The sequence below is a fragment of the Streptomyces atroolivaceus genome (assembly GCF_000717025.1).
GTDB lineage: Bacteria > Actinomycetota > Actinomycetes > Streptomycetales > Streptomycetaceae > Streptomyces > Streptomyces atroolivaceus.
Window position 1 is genome coordinate 1,204,004 of the sequence record NZ_JNXG01000002.1, and the last position, 19,794, is coordinate 1,223,797.

Here is a 19,794-nt window from a genome sequence, read left to right on the forward strand (position 1 = left end):
AGCTACGCCATGGCACTCACCACCGCACGCACCACGGACGCGCCCCGTACGGCTCCGCGCGATTCCCGTTCCGCCGGTACTCCGTCCGGCGAGGGCCGTCCGGCCGCCCGGGAGGCGGACGGGCTCGCGGTCGCCTCGTTCGTACTGGGGCTGCTCGGCCTCCTGGTGATGAACATCCTGCTGGGGCCGGTCGCCATCGTCATGGCGGTCCTCGCCCTCGCCCGCTCCACCGCCCGCCGCGGCCGGGCCCTGCTGGGCCTGGCCCTCGGGGTCGCCGACCTGGTCGTCCTCGCGGTCCTGGTCACGGGCAACGGCACCGTCTCCTGGAGCCTGGCCGGCTGACCGCGCCCGCGGTCGTGGCGGCCTACGCGCGAACCGACCGCCAGATCCGCTCCGGCAGGAGACGTGCGGCCTCGTCGAGGCCCACGTCCTCGATGCCCGACAGTGACCGACGGGCCACGGCGACGACGGGGCCCAGGACGAGGGACTCGATCAGCGGCGGGGGCAGCGGGGCGAGTTCCCCGGAATCGACGCGGAGCCTGATCCAGCGGGCCACCTCGGAGACCCTGGCCTCCTGGGCGTCGCGGAACTCCCTCCCCCGTGCCATGCCCTTGCGGTCGGCGAGAGGGGAGTGCAGGAGCAACGCGGGGCCCGGATGCTCCTGGACGAAGGCCAGGTAGGCGCGTACAGCGGCGGCGATCCCCTCCCGGGCGGTGCCGGTCTCCTGCAGGGCCTTGGTCAGTTCGCCCAGCAGCCGGTCCAGCCAGCGGTGGCTGAGAGCGCCTATGAGGCCGTCGAGACTGCCGAAGTGGTGGTAGAGGCTGCCCAGGCTGACGCCGCTGGCCTGGAGGACGGCGTTCACCGTGAGGCCCTGTTCGCCGGACTCGGCGAACACGCGCAGCGCGGCGTCCAGGAGCAGATCGGAAGTGACTTCGCCGCGATGCTGCTTGGGGCTCATCGAGTGGCCGTCCCTGTGGTTCGTGAAGCGGGCTCTTCCGCGGTGAATTTCTAGAGTGATTTTCTAGAAGTAGCTTCCGCTCCCAGTATCCACTGGTCAGACTTCCCCTGGAACGGAACTGGCGTGTCACGGGGAGACGGTGCGGGCGTGTTGGACCTGACGGGCAGTGGGGCGAAGCCGCTGGAAGCGGACGATCCGCGGCAGATCGGCGGGATCCCGCTCGCGGGCCGGCTCGGCTCCGGCGGGATGGGCCGTGTGTACCTCGGTGTCCACGACGGACGGTACGTCGCCGTCAAGCAGGTGCTGCCCTCGGTCGCGGGGGAGGACCAGGACTTCGTCCGCCGCTTCGGGCACGAGCTGGACAACCTCTCCCGGCTGCCCGCGGAGGCCACCGCACCCCTGCTGGCCAGCGACCGCGACGCACGGCCCCCGTGGCTGGCGACCGCGTACGTTCCCGGGGTCACCCTGAGCAAGGCCCTGGAACTCAACGGGGGTCCGCTGGACGCCGGCACCCTGTGGCTGCTGCTGCGTGAGGCGGCGGCGGGGCTGGTTCCGGTGCACGAGCTGGGCATGGTGCACCGGGACCTCAAGCCGTCCAACGTGATGCTGACGGTCGAGGGCGCCACGGTCATCGACTTCGGCGTGGCCCGCGCCACCGAACAGAGTCAGCTGACCAGGAGCGGCATGGTGGTCGGCACGCCGGCCTACATGGCTCCCGAACAAGCCACGACGAAGCGGGATCTGAGCGGTGCCGCCGACGTGTTCGCCCTGGGGTCGGTCATCGCGTACGCCGCCAACGGCACGCCGCCGTTCGGCGAGGAGTCCGGCCCCGCCGTGCTGTACCGCATCGTGTACGAGGAGCCCGACCTGGAAGCGGTGCGGGAGCTGGACCCCGCACTCGCCGATGTCGTCGCGGCCTGTCTCGCCAAGGATGCAGAGGCCCGTCCCACGGCCGCCGAGCTGGTGAGGCGAGCGGAGGGGCACGGGCCGTTCACGGCTCCCTTCTGGCCGGGATCCGTCGGCGGGAACCTTGCGGAGAAGGCCGCCTTCGCGGCGCACGTCCAGGAGATCGAGCTGCCGGAACCCGAGTCCGCGGAGACGCTCCGACTCGGGCGGAAAACCCGTACGGAGACCGGTGAGCGGCGGCGGCGTACCCGCGTCTTCTTCGCGGTGATCCCGGTCGTCGTGACGGTGGGCGGGGCGACACTCGCCGTCCAGCTCCTGCCGCATACCTTCGGCGCGGACGACCACGCGGCCGCCGGCCCGTCCGTCACGGCCACCGCCCCGGCCGTGCCCGCCGCCCGCCCTTCCGGGGCGAGCCCGTCCGGGGCGAGCCCGTCCGGCTCGGCGTCTCCGGCGAAGTCACCGGCGACGTCACCGACGGGGAAGCAGGAGGACGAGGGGGCCGAGGGAGGAGACAGGACGGCCGACGGGGCTACCTCTCACGCTCCGGGAGCGGGAGGCGCGGGGGGCGGTTCTCAGGACGGCTCCGCCGGGTCCGGTGGGTCCGGTACGTCAGGCGGCTCCGGTGCGTCCGGTGGGTCCGGCGCTTCCGGAGGGTCCGGCGGCTCGGGTGACACCGGTGCCTCCGGCGGTACCACCACGCCCTCCGGGGCCCACCGCTATCGCAACGGCGGGAACGGTAAGTGCCTCGCCGCCCCGTACAGCGGCCCCGCGACCGCCGGTGACTGCGCGGGCCCGGGTGCCCACTGGAAGGTCCTGCCCCTGTCCGACGGCTCCTTCCAGCTCCAGCACGAATCGGGCAGGGCGTGCCTGAGCGCGGGCATCCTCAACGGGGGGACCCTGATGCTCTCCTGCAACGAGTCCGAACTCCGCCGCTTTCGCGCGGGGGCGGGAGGCACCCTCGTGAGCGTCCGCACCGGTGGCTGCCTCGACGCGGCGAACGGGGGCGTGACGCCGAGCCGCTGCTCGGGAAAGGCCTCCCAGCGCTGGACGGCCTTCTGACCGCGGCCGTACGACGGCGCCGGCCCGGTGTCCGGCCCGCCCTTGCGGGGGGCCGGGGCCGGTCCTCCCAGGGCTGCCGAGGGGTCGGCACCGATGCGCCCGGCACGCCCGGCGCCCCGGGCTCGTAGAATCGTCTCCACCATGGCCTACCTCGACCACGCCGCGACCACGCCGATGCTTCCGGAGGCGATCGCGGCGATGACCGCGCAGCTCGCCGTCACCGGCAACGCGTCCTCCCTGCACGCTGCCGGGCGCCGGGCCCGCCGAACCGTCGAGGAGTCCAGAGAGACCCTCGCCGACGCCCTCGGCGCGCGCCCCAGCGAGGTGGTCCTGACCTCCGGCGGTACCGAGGCCGACAACCTCGCCGTGAAGGGCCTCTACTGGGCCCGTCGCGATGCCGACCCCCGGCGTACCCGGGTCCTCGCCAGCCCCGTGGAGCACCACGCCGTCCTCGACGCCGTGGACTGGCTCGCCCAGCACGAGGGCGCCACCGTCGAATACCTCCCGGTCGACGCGTACGGACGCGTGCACCCGGACGCCCTGCGCGAGGCGCTCGTACGCGACCCCGACGACGTCGCCCTGGTCACCGTGATGTGGGCCAACAACGAGATCGGCACCATCATGCCGGTGCGTGAACTCGCCGAGGTGGCGCGCGAGTTCGACGTCCCGATGCATGCCGACGCGGTGCAGGCGTTCGGGCAGCTGGAGGTCGACTTCGCCCGCTCCGGGCTCGCCGCGATGACCGTCAGCGCGCACAAGATCGGCGGTCCGTTCGGCGTCGGAGCCCTGCTGCTCGGCCGTGACCAGACCCCCGTACCCGTCCTGCACGGCGGCGGCCAGGAGCGGCATGTGCGCTCCGGCACACTCGACGTGCCCGCCGTGGCCGCCTTCGCGGTGGCCGGACGGCACGCCGCGAAGGGACGCGAGGACTTCGCCCGTGAGGTCGGCTCGCTCCGCGACGAGCTGGCCGCTGCCGTACTGAAGGCCGTCCCCGACGCCCTCCTCGGCGGAGACCCGGCCCCCGGCGGGCGACTGCCCGCCAACGCCCACTTCACCTTCCCCGGCTGCGAGGGCGACTCCCTCCTGCTGCTGCTCGACGCCCAGGGCATCGAATGCTCCACCGGCTCGGCGTGCACCGCCGGCATCGCCCAGCCCAGCCACGTCCTGCTGGCCACCGGTACGGATCCCGAGCTGGCGCGCGGCACCCTGCGCTTCTCGCTCGGCCACACCTCGACCGGACAGGACGTGCGGAAGCTCGCGCGGGCGATCGGCCCCGCGGTGGAGCGGGCCAGGACGGCAGGGCTCAGTTAGGGCCTCTCGTACGGAAGGCCCTGGCCTGCGTCCCCCCGGCTCCCGCCGTGGACGCCGCGCGCACCAGCTTCAGGTAGCGGGGCCAGTCCCAGTGCGGTCCGGGATCGGTGTGGTCCGTGCCGGGCACCTCGACGTGCCCGATGATGTGCTCGCGGTCCACCGGGATCCCGTGCCGCTTGCATATCGCGGCCGTCAGCCGGGCGGAGGACTCGTACATCTTCGCGGTGAAGTCCTGCGGGCGGTCGACGAAGCCCTCGTGCTCGATACCGATGCTGCGTTCGTTGAACGAGCGGTTACCCGCGTGGTACGCCACGTCGAGCTCCCGGATCATCTGGGTCACACGGCCGTTCTGGCCGACGATGTAGTGCGTCGCCGCCTGGTGGGCCGGGTCCTGGAACACACGGACCGCGCTGGCGAAGCTGCCCTGGGTGACATGGATGATCACCCGGTCCACTCCGTAGTCGTCGGGGCGGTCGGCCCGTCGCCAGTTCGCCTCGGAGGCCGCGATCCAGCTCGCCGGGGCGTAGTCCAGCTCACCGGCCTTGCGGGGCTTCTCCACGCCCGGCACCCTCCACCAGACGCGCCGGATCTCCTCCGCGGTCAGCGCGGCCGTGCCCGCCGCGGCGACACCGCCGCCTATGAGCAGCGTGCGTCTGCTGATGCCGCGCGGTCCGCCCCCGGATCCGCCGGCCGTTCCTCTGGTGCCCATGTGAGCGTCAACGCTTATCCGCGCGCATTCGGTTCCCGGCGCCCCGTACTCTGGACGAGCTATGACTCAGACCTCCCAGCGCCCCCTCCGTGTGCTCGCCGCCATGTCGGGCGGAGTCGACTCCGCCGTCGCGGCGGCCCGAGCCGTCGAGGCGGGCCACGACGTGACCGGTGTGCACCTCGCTCTCTCCGCGAACCCGCAGTCCTTCCGGACCGGCGCGCGCGGCTGTTGCACCATCGAGGACTCCCGGGACGCCCGCCGCGCGGCGGACGTCATCGGCATCCCGTTCTACGTATGGGACCTGGCGGAACGCTTCCGCGAGGACGTCGTGGACGACTTCGTCGCGGAGTACGAGGCCGGGCGCACGCCCAACCCCTGCCTGCGCTGCAACGAGAAGATCAAGTTCGCCGCGCTGCTCGACAAGGCCCTGGCCCTCGGCTTCGACGCCGTGTGCACCGGCCACTACGCCACGGTCGTACTGAAGGACGACGGCACCAGGGAACTGCACCGCGCGTCCGACATGGCCAAGGACCAGAGCTACGTCCTCGGCGTCCTTGACGAGAAGCAGCTCGCCCACGCGATGTTCCCGCTCGGTGACACCCTCACCACCAAGGACGAGATCCGGGCCGAGGCCGAGCGCCGGGACCTGGCGGTCGCGAAGAAGCCGGACAGCCACGACATCTGCTTCATCGCCGACGGTGACACCCAGGGCTTCCTGGCCGGCCGCCTCGGAGGCCCGGCGGAGGGCGACATCCTCGACGAGTCGGGCGCGAAGGTCGGCACCCACGAGGGAGCCTTCGGCTTCACCATCGGCCAGCGCAAGGGGCTGCGCATCGGCCACCCCGCCCCCGACGGCAAGCCCCGCTACGTCCTGGACATCTCCCCGGTGAACAACACGGTGACGGTGGGCCCGGCCGAGGCCCTGGACGTCACGGCCCTCACCGCGATCAGGCCCCGCTGGTGCGGCACGCCCCCTGCGGGCCCCGGCACGTACACCGCCCAGCTCCGCGCCCACGGCGGCGAGACCGAGGTGACCGCGGAGTTGACCGACGGCACCCTGTCGGTCACCTTCACCGAGCCGGTCCGCGGTGTGGCCCCGGGCCAGGCGGTGGTGCTGTACGACGGCACCCGGGTCGTCGGGTCCGCCACGATCGCTACGACGGTGCGCAAGGAGAAGGCGGCGGCTCCCCGCTGACCGACGCTGACCGACGGGAGCGGCGTGTCCCCTGTGGTCGCCGCGACGGCTCCCTGCGGTCGGAGGCGGCCGGAGGCCTCACCGGGCCCGGCCCGGCGCTCCCACGGGTACGTGCTGCGTCACGCCGGGCTGGGCTGGGCGGTCGGTGCGGCCGTGGGCTCGAAGCCGGCCAGCATCTCCTCCAGGCCGCGCTGGTCCGGGCCGATGAACGGGTCGGCCCCCGGCGCGGCGGCGAGCATGTCGAGGAACTCCGGCCGGCGCCCCGTGGAGGGCGGCAGGTGGGTGCTGAGGATGCGCTCGGGCTCCATCGCGCGCAGCGGTCCGGCCGAGCCCAGGAGCACCGCGGGGTCGATCATGTGCACCCAGGGACTGTCGACCGTCGCCCACAGGAGCTGACCGGTCCGGAGATCGTCCGCCGGGACGGCCGCCACGTCGTCGCAGGTGGCGAGGTCGATGCTGGGCATGGGCGACCCGAAGCAGTCGGAGCTGAAGCAGGTGTGCGTGGCCGTGTCGAAGAACCCCACGGTCGCCGGGTTGTCGAACAGCGGCGGCCGGAAACCGACCAGTGTCCGGTCGCCCACGTCGAGGCTCTGCCCGGGATTGAGCAGGTGGACCCGGTCCGTCGGCAGCGGGCGCTCGGTCGACATGATCCCCGCCCCGAGGAAGGTGGTCACCACCCGTGCCTCGGGGGCGGCGGCGAGAAGCTCGAAGAGCGCCCCGGTGTGGTCGCGGTCCGGATGGGTCAGCCAGATCCAGCGCACGTCGGCGACGTCGACGACGGAACCGAGCGCGTCCACGAAGCCCCGGTCGGGAAGGCTGAGCCCGGTGTCGACGACGACGGGCTCGGCGGCGTGCAGCACGAAGGCGTTCACCGTCAGGAAGCCGATCCCGGGTATGGGCAGAAAGTCGTTGAGGACGGTGACGTCCCGTCCCAGCCGGTGGGTCAACATGTGACTCCTCCTCGCGCCCCCGACATCGACGGTCCGGTGTCCGCTCCGCGCTTTCACCCCTCATCCGAGTCTTCTCCCGGTCGGTGCGCATATCAAATCCTGACGGAAGTCCTGCGTCCCTCGAATGGCGTGGCCTGGGTGCGGCCCGGTCACACCGCTCCAACACTGAAGCGGCTTGCCGTCGAGAGAAAGAGGCACCCATGAGAACGATGCTGGTGATCCACATGGACACACAGAAGGCCAGCCAGATGATCGAGAACAACGAGATGGCGCAGTTCATGCGCTCCACGCTGGAGCGGCTGCGGCCGGAAGCCGCCTACTTCGGGCCGCACAGTGGAGTGCGTACCGCTTTCGTCGTCATCGACCTGGAGGACCCTTCTCAGCTCCCGAGCATCTCCGAGCCGTTCTTCGCGCGGCTCGGGGCCAGGGTCGAGATGTTCCCGGTGATGACCGCCGAGGACGTACGGACGGGGCTGGAGCGATACGCGTCATCCTGAACGTGACCCCGCGCGGTCACGTCCGACCCCTGTACGGGCGGGGCCGCGCGGGGCGGTCTCAGGACGCCTGGCGTGCGTGCACAGGCCTGCTGAAGAAGTCCGCCAGCACCGGGGCGATCACATGCGGCGCCAGCTCCCGGGTCTGGCCCGTCAGGGTGCGGTGCCTGGCCCGGGGGATCGCGGCCGCGAGTTCCAGGGTCGTCCCGCGCGCCTGCGCGGTGCTGAAACCCCCGGTCACCATCAGGGTGCGTGCGGTGACGGACGCGAATCTCGCGACGGGGACCGAGCCGTCGCCGAGCAGGGCGTCGTCGTACGCGAGGGTGTGGGCCACCGCTTCGAGGCCGGACCACAGCGGGGCCCGGCGCATGCGGGCGATCGTCTCGTCAGGGACTCCGGTCCGGGACAGGTACAGCTCGACGGCACCGCCCCGGTCACCCTCCGCCAGCAGCCGGTGCAGCAGCGCCGTGCAGCGGGATTTGTACAGGAGGCCGGTGGCACCGGGGGTGTACGGCGGATCGTAGGCCGCGAGCAGTGCCACGGGCAGCCCCGCGGCCTGCGCCTCCAAGGCCAGAGCGCCGCCCGACAGCATGCCGAACAGCGACACGCGCTCACCCGCCGCTGCCACGACCGCCGCCAGATCCTCGATCTCCCGGCGCACCGCGTACGGTCCGCCGTCACCGCTCGCCCCACGGCCCCGGCGGTCGTACGTGACGACGGTGAAGCGCGGAGCCAGCAGAGCGGCGAGCGGCGCCCCGTCGGCCGCGGTGCTCAGGGCCCCGCCGACCAGGACGACCGGCGGCCCTTCGCCGCGGCGGCGATACGCGATCGACGTGCCGTCACGCGAGAGAATCATGTCCATGTGAGGGGGGACTGCCGTGTCCGGCAGAACTCATCGCCACGCCGGAAAAATGTTTCTGACGGTCAGTCGGCGACGACGTCCGTGCGGTAGAAGCAGAAGTGGTCCTTGATCGCGGCGACTTGCTCCTTGGGCTCCGGATACGCCCAGACGAGGTCCGCCGCTCCGGGAAGCGACCAGTACGACGCGTCCCCCTTGAAGGGGCAGTGCGTTCGGGTGTCCGAGGGCGTCAGCAGGTCGGCACGGACATCCTCGGGCGGCAGGTAGTAGCGGTCGGGGCAGCCCGTCTCGCGCAGCACCAGCGGGCTGCGGCTCTCGGCGAGCACCTGCCCGTCGTGCACCGCGCGCACGTGGACGGCGGCGGGTCCGACGGTGATCGTGTGTCCTGTGAGGGAGGTCATACCTGGTTCAGCCGTGGAGGAGGCCGGTTTCTTCCCCCTCCCGGGAGCGGTCGTACGGTGTCCGCATGAACATCTGCGTCTTCCTCTCCGCCGCCGACCTCGACGACCGCTACACCGTGCCCGCCCGCGAGTTCGCCGAACTCCTGGGCAGGGGCGGACACACCCTCGTCTGGGGCGGGTCGGAGAGCGGGCTGATGAAGGTCGTCGCCGACGGTGCCCAGGAGGCGGGCGGCCGGCTCGTCGGCGTCTCGGTGGAATTCATGGCCGCGCTGGCCAGGGCGGGCGCGGACGAGATGTTCGTCGCCAAGGACCTGGCCGAGCGCAAGGCGCTGCTCCTGGAGAAGGCCGACGCGGTCGTCATCATGGTCGGAGGCATGGGGACGCTCGACGAGGCCACGGAGATCCTGGAACTCAAGAAGCACGGCAAGCACACCAAGCCCGTGGTCCTGCTGAACACCGCAGGCTTCTACGACGGCCTGCGTCAGCAGTTCCAGCGCATGGACGAGGAGGGCTTCCTGCCCCTTCCCCTCACCGACCTCGTCTTCTTCGCCGAGGACGCGGTCGGCGCGCTCGCCTACCTGGAGGAGTCGGCCGGCCTGCAGTGATGCGAGCATGAGGGCATGCCTACTCATCTCATCACCGGCGCCGGCTCCGGCATCGGCGCGGCCGTCGCCCGCCGCCTCCTGGAGCGCGGCGACGAACTCGTGCTGCTGGCCCGGGACGCGGGACGCGCCAAGGAACTGGCCGCGCTCCACCCCGGCGCCCGCACCCTCGTCGGCGACCTCGGCAATCCCGACCGGCTCTCCTGGGCCTTCGGGCAGCAGCCGATGCCCGAGCGCCTCGACTCGCTGCTGCACATCGCGGGCGTCGTCGAACTCGGCACGGTCGGCGACCTCACCCCCAAGGCCTGGCACTTCCAGCTCAACGCCAACCTGGTCTCCCCGGCCGAGCTGACGCGTCTGCTCCTGCCGCAACTGCGCGTCACCCAGGGCCACGTCGTCTTCGTGAACTCCGGTGCCGGGCTCGCGGCGCACGCCGAATGGGGCGCGTACGCCGCGAGCAAGCACGGGCTCAAGGCGCTCGCGGACTCGCTGCGCCACGAGGAGCACGGCAACGGCGTCAGGGTCACCTCCGTGTACCCGGGCCGCACCGCCAGCCCCATGCAGGCCAAGGTCCACCAGCAGGAGGGCAAGGAGTACGACGCCGCGCGCTGGATCGACCCGGAGTCGGTGGCCACCACGATCCTGCTGGCGCTCGATCTGCCACGGGACGCCGAGATCAACGACCTGACGGTCCGCCCCGGCCGCTGAGAGCCCGCGCCCGGGGCCCGTAGGCTTTCCGCGTGAGCGAGAAGAGCGGGTTCAGCGCGAGTGCAGCCACCGGGATCGGTTCCATGCCGGGGGGAGACGCCCGGGAGGCGGCCAGAACCGTCACCGGGTCCTTCGCCGACGGCCAGGGCATGCCGTATCTGGCGGAGCTGCCCGCGAGGGGCCCCGGCGCGGACATGACCGGGCGGACGATCGGTCTGCTCGTCGAGATGTACGGCCACGTCGAACCAAGCGGCTGGCGCGTCAGCGACCGGCCCGGCCGCGACACCCGCCGGGCCCGCTCCTGGCTCGGCGAGGACCTCGACGCGCTGGAGGAGTTCACCCAGGGCTACGAGGGGCTGCTCAAGGTCCAGGCCGTCGGCCCGTGGACCCTCGCCGCAGGCCTGGAACTGCGGGGTGGGGAGGCCATGCTCGGCGACCCCGGGGCCTGCCGTGACCTGGCGGGCTCGCTGGCCGAGGGCCTGCGCGCCCACCTCGCGGAGGTGCGCCGCAGGATCCCCGGAGCCGAGGTGGTCCTCCAGCTCGACGAGCCCTCCCTGACCGCGGTCCTGCTGGGGCGGGTCAGGTCGGCGAGCGGCTACCGCACCTACCGCGCCGTGGACCGCCAGGTGGTCGAGGGCACGCTGCGCGAGCTGCTCGCGGTCAACGGCGGAGGGCCCACGGTGGTCCACTCGTGCGCCCCCGAGGTGCCGTTCGCCCTGCTGCGCCGGGCCGGGGCGGGCGCGGTCTCCTTCGACTTCTCCCTGCTCACCGAGCGTGAGGAGGAGGCGATCGGGGAAGCCGTCGAGGGCGGTACCCAGCTCCTCCTCGGCGTGGTTCCCGGACTCGAAGCCGCCTCGACCCCATTGTCGGACCCGGGCGGTAGCGTCAAGGAGGTCAGGACGTTGTGGAGCAGGCTGGGACTGAACCCGGGGACTCTGAGCGAGTCCGTGGTGATCACCCCGTCCTGCGGGCTGGCGGGAGCGTCGCCCGCGTACGCGCGCGCCGCGCTCGCCCACTGCGCCCGGGCCGCCAGGTCGCTCGCGGACAACCCTGAGTGACGGGTCGAAGAGGTCGAGAAGGCAACGGGGCGACGGAGGAACAGGCGATGGCCGGCGAACAGCAGGCGCAGCAGCTGACCGGTGTGCCGGCGGAGGTGCAGGAACATCACGCACTCCTCGCCGAGCAGATCGAGGAGCACCGCTTCCGGTACTACGTGAAGGACCAGCCGGTCATCGACGACGCCGGGTTCGACCGGCTGATGCGGGCGCTGGAGGCCATCGAGGACGAGCACCCCGAGCTGCGCACACCGGACTCGCCGACCCAGAAGGTGGCGGGCCCCTACACCACGGAATTCACCTCCGTCGAGCACCGGGAGCGCCTGCTCTCCCTGGACAACGCCTTCGACGACGCGGAGCTCGCGGCCTGGGCCGAGCGTGTGGCCAAGGACGTGGGCGGGGGCGGGTACCACTTCCTGTGCGAGCTCAAGGTGGACGGCCTCGCGGTCAACCTCACCTACGAGCACGGCAGGCTGACCCGCGCGGCGACCCGTGGCGACGGCCGTACGGGGGAGGACATCACCCCCAACGTCCGTACGATCGCCGACATCCCGCTCCGGCTCAAGGGCGACCGCATCCCCGCGCTCGTCGAGATCCGCGGCGAGGTCTTCTTCCCCATGGAGGCCTTCGAGGGGCTCAACGCCCGGCTGGTCGAAGCGGGCGACAAGCCGTTCGCCAACCCGCGCAACGCGGCTGCCGGGTCCCTGCGGCAGAAGGACCCGAAGGTCACCGCCACCCGCCCGCTCCACATGGTGGTCCACGGCATCGGCGCCCGTGAGGGCTTCGACATCGACCGGCTCTCCCAGGCCTACGACCTGCTGAGGGAATGGGGCCTGCCGACCGCCAAGCACAACAAGGTGGTCGAGTCCCTGGACGAGGCGCGGGAGTTCATCGCCTACTTCGGAGAGAACCGCCAGTCCGTCGAGCACGAGATCGACGGCGTCGTCATCAAGCTCGACGAGATCCCGCTCCAGGGCAGGCTGGGCTCCACCTCGCGTGCGCCCCGCTGGGCGATCGCCTGGAAGTACGCGCCGCAGGAGGTCAACACCAGGCTGGTCAACATCCGGGTGGGCGTCGGACGCACCGGCCGGGTCACGCCGTACGCCCAGGTCGAGCCGGTCGAGGTGGCGGGGTCGGAGGTCGAATTCGCCACCCTGCACAACCAGAACGTGGTGAAGGCCAAGGGGGTCCTCATCGGCGACACGGTGGTGCTCCGCAAGGCGGGCGACGTCATTCCGGAGATCCTCGGGCCGGTCGTCGACCTGCGCGACGGCAGCGAGCGGGAGTTCGTCATGCCGTCCGAGTGCCCCGAGTGCGGGACGCCGCTACGCCCCATGAAGGAGGCCGACATCGACCTCCGCTGCCCCAACGCCCGATCCTGCCCCGCCCAGTTGCGAGAGCGCGTGGCCTACCTCGCCGGCCGCAAGTGCCTGGACATCGACCACTTCGGCTACGTGGCCGCGGCTGCCCTGACCAAACCGCTGGAACCCGCCGAGCCGCCGCTGCTGGACGAGGGCGACCTCTTCGGGCTGACGGTGGAGCAGCTGCTGCCCATCCGGGCGTACGTCCTGGATCCGGACAGCGGCCTGCCCAAGCGCGATCCGAAGACGGGCGAGGAGAAGATCGCCACCGTATTCGCCAACCAGCAGGGCGAGCCGAAGAAGAACGCCCTCGGCATGCTGGAGGGCATCGCCGCGGCCAGAGAGGCCCCGCTCGCCCGGATCCTCACCGGGCTCTCCATCCGGCACGTCGGGCCGGTGGCGGCCGTCGAGCTGGCCCGCCAGTTCCGGTCCGTCGACCGGATCGACGAGGCGTCCGAGGAGGAGCTGGCAGCGGCGGACGGGGTGGGGCCCATCATCGCCGCCTCGGTCAAGCGGTGGTTCGCCGAGGACTGGCACCGCGAGATCCTGCGCAAGTGGCGGGAGGCCGGGGTCAGGATGGAGGACGAGGGCGCGGGAGAGGACGAGGGGCCGCGGCCGCTGGAGGGACTCACCGTCGTGGTCACCGGCACGCTGACCGCGCACACCAGGGACGGCGCCAAGGAGGCGCTCCAGAGCCGCGGGGCGAAGGTCACCGGATCCGTCTCGAAGAAGACCTCCTTCGTGGTGGTGGGCGACAACCCGGGGTCGAAGTACGACAAGGCGATGCAGCTGAAGGTGCCCGTCCTCGACGAGGACGGCTTCGCCGTGCTCCTCGAACAGGGGCCGGACGCGGCCCGGGAGGCCGCGGTCCCCGCCGAGGAGGCCTGATCGAGGCGCGATCGAGATGTGGACGACGCGTGGTCATGCGCGACGGGGGAAGTAAGCGGACGAGGCGGCGGGGAGGGGGCCGGAAAGCCCGCTCCGTCCCGCCCGCATCACCCGTTCGGCGCCTATCAGACAGTCAGGGGTGTCAGGACCGCATTCGGGCAAGAGCTGCAGAGCGCTGCCCGCGGGGGCCCTCGTCGGCCTACTGTTGAACGAGCACCTGCCGTGCCCGGCCGCGTGGTGGGATCGGGTCGTGGTGGCATGGGGGCGGGGGCCACCGCGGGACATCGGCACCGCCGGCTGTGAGAGGGACGGAATGGAACCGACCGAGAGCGCCGCGCCGGTGTCGCGGCTGCAGGGTTTCGCGGGCCTCACGTCCAAGGTGGGCGCCGTCGTCGTGGCGGTCGCAGCGGCGCAGCTCGCCACGGGGTTCTCCCGCACGGTCCACGACGGCCACGCGCTCTTCCCCGCCGGCACGGCGGGCTGGTCGCTCGCCCTGCTCACCGGGATCATCGTGGGCCATCTGGTCGCGCTCGGCCGTGACCGGTGGTGGGGCGGCACCGGTTCCGGCGCCGCCCTCACCCTCGCCGTGCTGCTGCTCCACGGCTGGGTGGCCGCCGGACTGGTCAGCCTCGTCGTCGTGGTGCTCGTGGGCACGGCCAGGCGTCACCGGTGGTGGCAGGGGCTGCTCCACGGGGCGGTGGACATACTCGGGATCGGGGCGGCCGCGCTCGTGCTGTCAGCCTTCGGCGAGGTACCGACCGTCGAGAAGCCCTGGCGGCCCCTCGACTGGGGCCTCGACGCCTTACCGAAGGTGCTGCTGGCCGCCGGCGCGTATCTCCTCGTCACCCGCGTCCTGCTCTGGTACGCCAGGGCGTCACAGAGCGGCGGGCTGCCGACCATCGCCCGCACCGCGGTGTTGCGCCAGGGCCTCGTCGCGGTCGCCCTGCTCGGCATCGCCCCGCTGATCTGTGTGGTGGCGTCGGCCAAGCCGGTGCTGCTGCCGCTCTTCGCCGTACCGCTGATCGCGCTGGACTCCACGCTCTGGATCGCCCGCGCACGGGCCGAGGAGCAGTTGAGGGACCCGCTCACCGGCCTGCCCAACCGCCAGTGGCTCCTGGAGAGGACGTGGACGGCGCTGGAGGAGGCCGACGGCACCGCCACCAGATCCGCCCTCGTCCTCATCGACCTCGACCGCTTCCGGGCCGTCAACGACACCCTCGGCCATCTCGCCGGGGACCGTCTCCTGCTCCAGATAGCGGAGCGGCTGCGGCTCGCCCTGCCACGCGGTGCGGAGGCCGCGCGGCTCGGCGGCGACGAGTTCGCCGTGCTGCTGCCGACGGCGGACTCGATCACCAGCGCCCAGCGCATCGCCCGCAATCTGGTCGCCGAACTCTCCTCGCCCCTCGACCTCGACGGGCTCACGCTGGTGCTGGAGGCGAGCGCGGGGGTCGCCGTCCACCCCGACCACGCCCTGGACGCCGAAGGGCTGCTCAGGCGGGCGGACGTGGCCATGTACCAGGCCAAGCGTGACCGTACGGGTGTGGAGGTCTACGAGTCCAAGCGGGACAGCAACACCCCGGACCGGCTCGGTCTGCTGGGCGATCTCCGCCGGGCGCTGGACGCCCGCGAGGTGGAACTCCACTACCAGCCCAAGGTCCGGTTCGACGGCCAGGTGGCCGGCCTCGAAGCGCTGGTGCGCTGGGTGCATCCGGAGCGCGGGCGGGTCCCCCCGGACGAGTTCATCGCGATCGCGGAGTCCTCCGGACTGATGCCCCACCTCACCGAGTACGTGCTGGAGACCGCACTGGCCCAGGTGGCCCGGTGGCGGGCGCAGGGGCTGTTCGTCCCCGTCGCGGTCAACGTCTCGCCGCGCGACGTCCACACACCGGGTTTCGCGGGCAGCGTCGCGGCACGGCTCGCCCGGCACGGCGTCCCCGCCGGCGCCCTGCAACTGGAGATAACCGAGCACGTCCTGCTGGAGGACCCCCAGCGGGCCGCCGACACCCTTGCGGGGCTGACCGGGCACGGGGTGAAGATGTCCCTCGACGACTTCGGCACCGGCTACTCATCCCTCGTCCACCTGCGGAAACTGCCGGTCAGCGAGCTCAAGATCGACCGGTCGTTCGTGGCGCGGCTGGCCGTGGACCACGAGGACGCGGAGATCGTCCGCTGCACCATCGACCTGGCCCACTCGCTCGGGCTGATCGTCGTCGCCGAGGGAGTCGAGGACGACGAGACCTGGGAGCGGCTGCGGGACCTCCACTGCGACGCGGTGCAGGGGTGGCTCGTCGCCGCCGCGATGCCGCCGCAGGAGACGACGGCGTGGCTGCGGGCCCGGGGCGAGCACGGATGGCGCCGGCCGGCGGAGCGGGAGGCCGAGGCGGCGCCGGCGGTGGCACCAGAGCCGGCGCCGAGGTCCGCGGGGCGCGCGCTGAATCCCGGCACGGCCACGGCCTGAGGCCGGGGCGGACCGGGGCCGGTTCCCCGGTGGAGGTCCGCCGCGGTTCGAGGGAAGAGCCGCCGCGGTTCGGGGTGGAGGTCCGCCCGGTGGCCGTTTTGTCCTCAATGGGCGGCCGGGCTCGATCCGCTCGCCGCAGAGGTGTCCTGCGACCCCATAGGATTGGGCCAAAACCACACACCAAACCCTGAGGATCGCTGCATGCCTGGCATCACGCGCGAGGAGGTCGCCCACCTCGCCCGGCTGGCGCGTCTGGAGCTGAAGGGCGAAGAGCTCGAGCACTTCGCCGGTCAGCTCGACGACATCATCGGCGCGGTCGCCCGCGTCTCCGAGGTCGCCGACCAAGACGTACCGCCGACCTCCCACCCGCTGCCGCTGACCAACGTCATGCGCGCGGACGAGGTCCGTCCGTCGCTCACCCCCGAGCAGGCGCTCTCCGGCGCCCCGGCCCAGGAGCAGCAGCGTTTCAAGGTGCCGCAGATCCTGGGGGAGGACTAACAGCCATGACGGACATCAGCACCATCATCAAGCTCACCGCGGCCCAGATCGCCGCGAAGATCGCCTCCGGCGAGCTGACGGCCGTCGAGGTCACCGAGGCCCACCTGGCCCGGATCGACGCCATCGACGAGAAGGTCCACGCCTTCCTGCACATCGACCGCGAGGGCGCGCTCGCGCAGGCCCGCGCCGTCGACGCCAAGCGTGAGGCGGGTGAGAAGCTCGGCCCGCTGGCCGGCGTCCCGCTCGCGCTCAAGGACATCTTCACCACGCAGGACATGCCGACCACCGTCGGTTCGAAGATCCTCGAGGGCTGGGTCCCGCCGTACGACGCGACCCTCACGAAGAAGCTGAAGGCGGCCGACGTCGTCATCCTCGGCAAGACCAACATGGACGAGTTCGCCATGGGGTCCTCCACCGAGAACAGCGCGTACGGCCCGACCGGCAACCCCTGGGACCTCACCCGTATCCCTGGCGGTTCCGGCGGCGGCTCCTCCGCCGCGCTGGCCTCATTCGAGGCGCCGCTCGCCATCGGCACGGACACCGGTGGCTCCATCCGCCAGCCCGCCGCCGTCACCGGCACCGTCGGAGTCAAGCCCACCTACGGCGGCGTCTCCCGCTACGGCATGGTCGCCTTCTCGTCCTCCCTCGACCAGGGCGGCCCCTGCGCCCGCACGGTCCTGGACGCGGCGCTGCTGCACGAGGTCATCGGCGGACACGACCCGCTCGACTCCACGTCCATCGACGCGCCGGTGCCGCCGGTCGTCGAGGCCGCGCGCAACGGATCCGTTCAGGGCATGCGCGTCGGTGTGGTCAAGCAGTTCTCCGGCGAGGGCTACCAGGCCGGTGTCGTCCAGCGCTTCAACGAGTCGGTCGAGCTGCTGAAGTCGCTCGGCGCCACCATCGTCGAGCTGGACTGCCCGTCCTTCGACCTCGCTCTTTCGGCGTACTACCTGATCGCGCCGTCCGAGTGCTCCTCGAATTTGGCGCGCTTCGACGCCATGCGTTACGGCCTGCGGGTCGGCGACGACGGCACGCGCTCTGCCGAGGACGTCACCGCCCTCACCCGTGAGGCCGGCTTCGGCGACGAGGTCAAGCGCCGCATCATCCTCGGCACGTACGCGCTCAGCTCCGGCTACTACGACGCGTACTACGGCTCGGCACAGAAGGTCCGCACCCTCATCACCCAGGACTTCGAGAAGGCGTTCGAGCAGGTGGACGTCATCGTCTCGCCGACGACCCCGACCACCGCCTTCCCGATCGGCGAGCGCGCCGACGACCCGATGGCGATGTACCTCGCGGACCTGTGCACCATCCCGACCAACCTCGCCGGCAACTCCGCCATGTCGCTTCCGTGCGGCCTGGCCCCGGAGGACGGCCTGCCGGTCGGGCTGCAGATCATCGCCCCCGCCATGAAGGACGACCGGCTGTACAAGGTCGGAGCAGCCGTCGAGGCCGCTTTCGTGGAAAAGTGGGGGCACCCGCTGCTTGAGGAGGCTCCGTCACTATGAGCGCAATGGCTAAGAAGGCCAAGAACTTCAAGAAGTCCAAGTCCGGTGTGTACGTGTCCCTGGGCACCACCGCCTTCGGCGCCCTGAGCGTCGTCAAGCAGGCGAGGATGGCCCGCCAGGACAACGACATGCTGCGGCTGGCCGACGCCGCCGTATCCGCCGCCGCGATCGTGACCGGACTCGCGATCCTCTACCGCGAGCTCAAGCGTCTCGGCGACGACGACGTCCTGCTGGGCTGAGAGGGAAAGTTTCATCGTGACTGTCATCGACCTGGAGTCGTACGAGGATGCCCTCGCGACGTACGACCCCGTCATGGGCCTCGAGGTCCATGTGGAGCTCGGCACCAAGACCAAGATGTTCTGCGGGTGCTCCACGGAGCTCAAGCAGGACGCGAACTCGCAGACCTGTCCGGTCTGTCTCGGGCTGCCGGGCGCGCTTCCGGTCGTCAACGAGATCGGCGTCGAGTCCGCCATCAAGATCGGCCTCGCGCTGAACTGCGAGATCGCCGAGTGGTGCCGCTTCGCCCGGAAGAACTACTTCTATCCGGACATGCCGAAGAACTTCCAGACCTCGCAGTACGACGAGCCGATCGCCTTCAACGGCTACCTGGACGTCCAGCTGGAGGACGGGGAGATCTTCCGCGTACAGATCGAGCGCGCCCACATGGAGGAGGACACCGGCAAGTCGACGCACGTCGGCGGTGCCACCGGCCGCATCCACGGCGCCTCCCACTCGCTGCTCGACTACAACCGTGCGGGCATCCCGCTCATCGAGATCGTCACCAAGCCGATCGAGGGAGCCGGCGCACGCGCCCCCGAGGTCGCCAAGGCGTACGTCGCCGAGCTCCGCGAGCTCATCAAGGCGCTCGGTGTCTCGGAGGCCCGGATGGAGATGGGCCAGATGCGCTGCGACGTCAACCTGTCGCTGCGGCCCCACGGCACCGAGAAGTTCGGCACGCGCTCCGAGACGAAGAACGTCAACTCGCTGCGCTCCGTCGAGCGCGCCGCCCGCTTCGAGATCCAGCGTCACGCGGCGGTGCTGAACAGCGGCGGGACGATCGTGCAGGAGACCCGGCACTTCCACGAGGAGGACGGCTCCACCACGGCCGGCCGCATCAAGGACAACGCCGAGGACTACCGCTACTTCCCCGAGCCGGACCTGGTGCCGGTCGCCCCTTCCCGCGACTGGGCCGAGGAGCTCCGCAAGGGGCTTCCCGAGCTGCCCCGGCTGCGCCGCAAGCGGCTGAAGGAGGAGTGGGGTGTCAACGAGCACGACATGCAGTCCATCCTCAACGCGGGCGCGGTCGACCTGATCGTCGCCACGACCGACGCGGGGGCCCCCTCCGACCAGGCCCGCAAGTGGTGGATGGGCGAGCTCGCCCGCAACGCCAACGAGACCGGCCGCAGCCTGGACGAGCTGCCGGTCACCCCGGCGCAGGTCGCCCGGGTGGCTGAGCTCGTCGCCTCCGGCGACCTCAACGACAAGCTGGCGCGCCAGGTCCTCGAGGGCGTCCTCGCGGGCGAGGGCGACCCGGACACCGTCGTCGAGAAGCGCGGCCTGAAGGTCGTCTCCGACGAGGGCGCGCTGGGCACCGCCGTCGACGAGGCCATCGCGGCCAACGCGGCGATCGCGGACAAGATCCGTGGCGGCAAGGTCGCCGCGGCCGGCGCCCTGGTGGGCGCGGTCATGAAGGCGACACGCGGCCAGGCGGACGCGGCGCGTGTGCGTGAGCTGATCCTGGAGAAGCTCGGCGTCGAGGGCTGACCCGGGCGACACGGCGAAGGGGCGGAGCATCCACCGGGTGCTCCGCCCCTTCGGCGTGCGGGCCCCCGGGCCAGAGCTCTCGGGGGTACCTGTCGGACATTCACCACCGG

Annotated in this window: 19 protein-coding genes; 14 read left to right on the forward strand and 5 right to left on the reverse strand. The window is 71.7% G+C overall.

Going from position 1 to position 19,794, the window contains the following annotated elements; genetic code table 11:
* Positions 1 to 9: 9 nt before the first annotated feature.
* Complete coding sequence (locus OO67_RS08745) at positions 10 to 342, forward strand: hypothetical protein (protein ID WP_033298510.1); 333 nt, start codon at positions 10 to 12, stop codon at positions 340 to 342.
* 22 nt (positions 343 to 364) lie between these two features.
* Here the strand turns inward: OO67_RS08745 and OO67_RS08750 are convergent, their stop codons facing one another.
* On the reverse strand, positions 365 to 958 hold the full coding sequence (locus OO67_RS08750; protein ID WP_033298511.1) for a TetR/AcrR family transcriptional regulator: 594 nt from the start codon (positions 956 to 958) through the stop codon (positions 365 to 367).
* A 147-nt stretch (positions 959 to 1,105) separates the two neighbouring features.
* Here OO67_RS08750 and OO67_RS08755 point away from each other — a divergent pair, with 147 nt between their 5' ends.
* Both OO67_RS08755 and OO67_RS08760 read left to right on the forward strand, forming a co-directional pair.
* Complete coding sequence (locus OO67_RS08755) at positions 1,106 to 2,923, forward strand: serine/threonine-protein kinase (protein WP_033298512.1); 1,818 nt, start codon at positions 1,106 to 1,108, stop codon at positions 2,921 to 2,923.
* Between the two features lie 141 nt (positions 2,924 to 3,064).
* Positions 3,065 to 4,234, forward strand: a complete 1,170-nt coding sequence (locus tag OO67_RS08760; RefSeq protein ID WP_033298514.1) for a cysteine desulfurase family protein — start codon at positions 3,065 to 3,067, stop codon at positions 4,232 to 4,234.
* Here OO67_RS08760 and OO67_RS08765 read toward each other — a convergent pair.
* Positions 4,227 to 4,943, reverse strand: coding sequence for an N-acetylmuramoyl-L-alanine amidase (locus OO67_RS08765; protein ID WP_033298516.1), 717 nt, complete (start codon positions 4,941 to 4,943; stop codon positions 4,227 to 4,229). The genes OO67_RS08760 and OO67_RS08765 overlap by 8 nt on opposite strands.
* Before the next feature lie 61 nt (positions 4,944 to 5,004).
* Here OO67_RS08765 and mnmA point away from each other — a divergent pair, with 61 nt between their 5' ends.
* Positions 5,005 to 6,138 (forward strand): tRNA 2-thiouridine(34) synthase MnmA, encoded by a 1,134-nt coding sequence (mnmA, locus tag OO67_RS08770; RefSeq protein ID WP_033298517.1) that lies wholly within the window; start codon positions 5,005 to 5,007, stop codon positions 6,136 to 6,138.
* Positions 6,139 to 6,257: 119 nt separating this feature from the next.
* On the opposite strand, the gene OO67_RS08775 is transcribed toward mnmA, so the two are convergent.
* Positions 6,258 to 7,088, reverse strand: coding sequence for an MBL fold metallo-hydrolase (locus OO67_RS08775; protein WP_033298518.1), 831 nt, complete (start codon positions 7,086 to 7,088; stop codon positions 6,258 to 6,260).
* A gap of 200 nt (positions 7,089 to 7,288) precedes the next feature.
* Between OO67_RS08775 and OO67_RS08780 the strand changes: the two genes are divergently transcribed.
* Positions 7,289 to 7,585 carry a hypothetical protein gene (locus OO67_RS08780; RefSeq protein ID WP_033298519.1) on the forward strand — a complete coding sequence of 99 codons (297 nt, stop codon included), beginning with the start codon at positions 7,289 to 7,291 and terminating at the stop codon, positions 7,583 to 7,585.
* A gap of 58 nt (positions 7,586 to 7,643) precedes the next feature.
* On the opposite strand, the gene OO67_RS08785 is transcribed toward OO67_RS08780, so the two are convergent.
* The gene (locus tag OO67_RS08785) at positions 7,644 to 8,444 is read right to left on the reverse strand and encodes an alpha/beta fold hydrolase (protein WP_033298520.1); all 801 of its coding nucleotides are present in this window, start codon (positions 8,442 to 8,444) and stop codon (positions 7,644 to 7,646) included.
* 62 nt (positions 8,445 to 8,506) lie between these two features.
* Entirely contained in the window at positions 8,507 to 8,842 is a 336-nt protein-coding gene (locus OO67_RS08790; protein ID WP_033298521.1) for a DUF427 domain-containing protein, read from the reverse strand.
* 65 nt (positions 8,843 to 8,907) lie between these two features.
* Here OO67_RS08790 and OO67_RS08795 point away from each other — a divergent pair, with 65 nt between their 5' ends.
* From OO67_RS08795 to gatB, 9 genes are all read left to right on the forward strand, one after another.
* Complete coding sequence (locus tag OO67_RS08795; RefSeq protein ID WP_033298523.1) at positions 8,908 to 9,447, forward strand: LOG family protein; 540 nt, start codon at positions 8,908 to 8,910, stop codon at positions 9,445 to 9,447.
* Between the two features lie 15 nt (positions 9,448 to 9,462).
* Positions 9,463 to 10,152, forward strand: coding sequence for an SDR family oxidoreductase (locus OO67_RS08800; RefSeq protein ID WP_033298525.1), 690 nt, complete (start codon positions 9,463 to 9,465; stop codon positions 10,150 to 10,152).
* 32 nt (positions 10,153 to 10,184) lie between these two features.
* Positions 10,185 to 11,210, forward strand: coding sequence for a methionine synthase (locus OO67_RS08805; RefSeq protein WP_033298526.1), 1,026 nt, complete (start codon positions 10,185 to 10,187; stop codon positions 11,208 to 11,210).
* A 47-nt stretch (positions 11,211 to 11,257) separates the two neighbouring features.
* Positions 11,258 to 13,456, forward strand: a complete 2,199-nt coding sequence (ligA, locus tag OO67_RS08810) for an NAD-dependent DNA ligase LigA (RefSeq protein WP_033298528.1) — start codon at positions 11,258 to 11,260, stop codon at positions 13,454 to 13,456.
* A gap of 313 nt (positions 13,457 to 13,769) precedes the next feature.
* Positions 13,770 to 15,914, forward strand: coding sequence for a putative bifunctional diguanylate cyclase/phosphodiesterase (locus OO67_RS08815; protein WP_033298530.1), 2,145 nt, complete (start codon positions 13,770 to 13,772; stop codon positions 15,912 to 15,914).
* 201 nt (positions 15,915 to 16,115) lie between these two features.
* Entirely contained in the window at positions 16,116 to 16,412 is a 297-nt protein-coding gene (gene gatC, locus OO67_RS08820; protein ID WP_014153935.1) for an Asp-tRNA(Asn)/Glu-tRNA(Gln) amidotransferase subunit GatC, read from the forward strand.
* A gap of 5 nt (positions 16,413 to 16,417) precedes the next feature.
* On the forward strand, positions 16,418 to 17,920 hold the full coding sequence (gatA, locus tag OO67_RS08825; RefSeq protein WP_033298531.1) for an Asp-tRNA(Asn)/Glu-tRNA(Gln) amidotransferase subunit GatA: 1,503 nt from the start codon (positions 16,418 to 16,420) through the stop codon (positions 17,918 to 17,920).
* Positions 17,917 to 18,159 (forward strand): hypothetical protein, encoded by a 243-nt coding sequence (locus OO67_RS08830; RefSeq protein ID WP_033298532.1) that lies wholly within the window; start codon positions 17,917 to 17,919, stop codon positions 18,157 to 18,159. Before gatA ends, OO67_RS08830 begins: the two co-directional genes overlap by 4 nt.
* A 16-nt stretch (positions 18,160 to 18,175) precedes the next feature.
* On the forward strand, positions 18,176 to 19,684 hold the full coding sequence (gatB, locus tag OO67_RS08835) for an Asp-tRNA(Asn)/Glu-tRNA(Gln) amidotransferase subunit GatB (RefSeq protein WP_033298533.1): 1,509 nt from the start codon (positions 18,176 to 18,178) through the stop codon (positions 19,682 to 19,684).
* Positions 19,685 to 19,794: the final 110 nt, after the last annotated feature.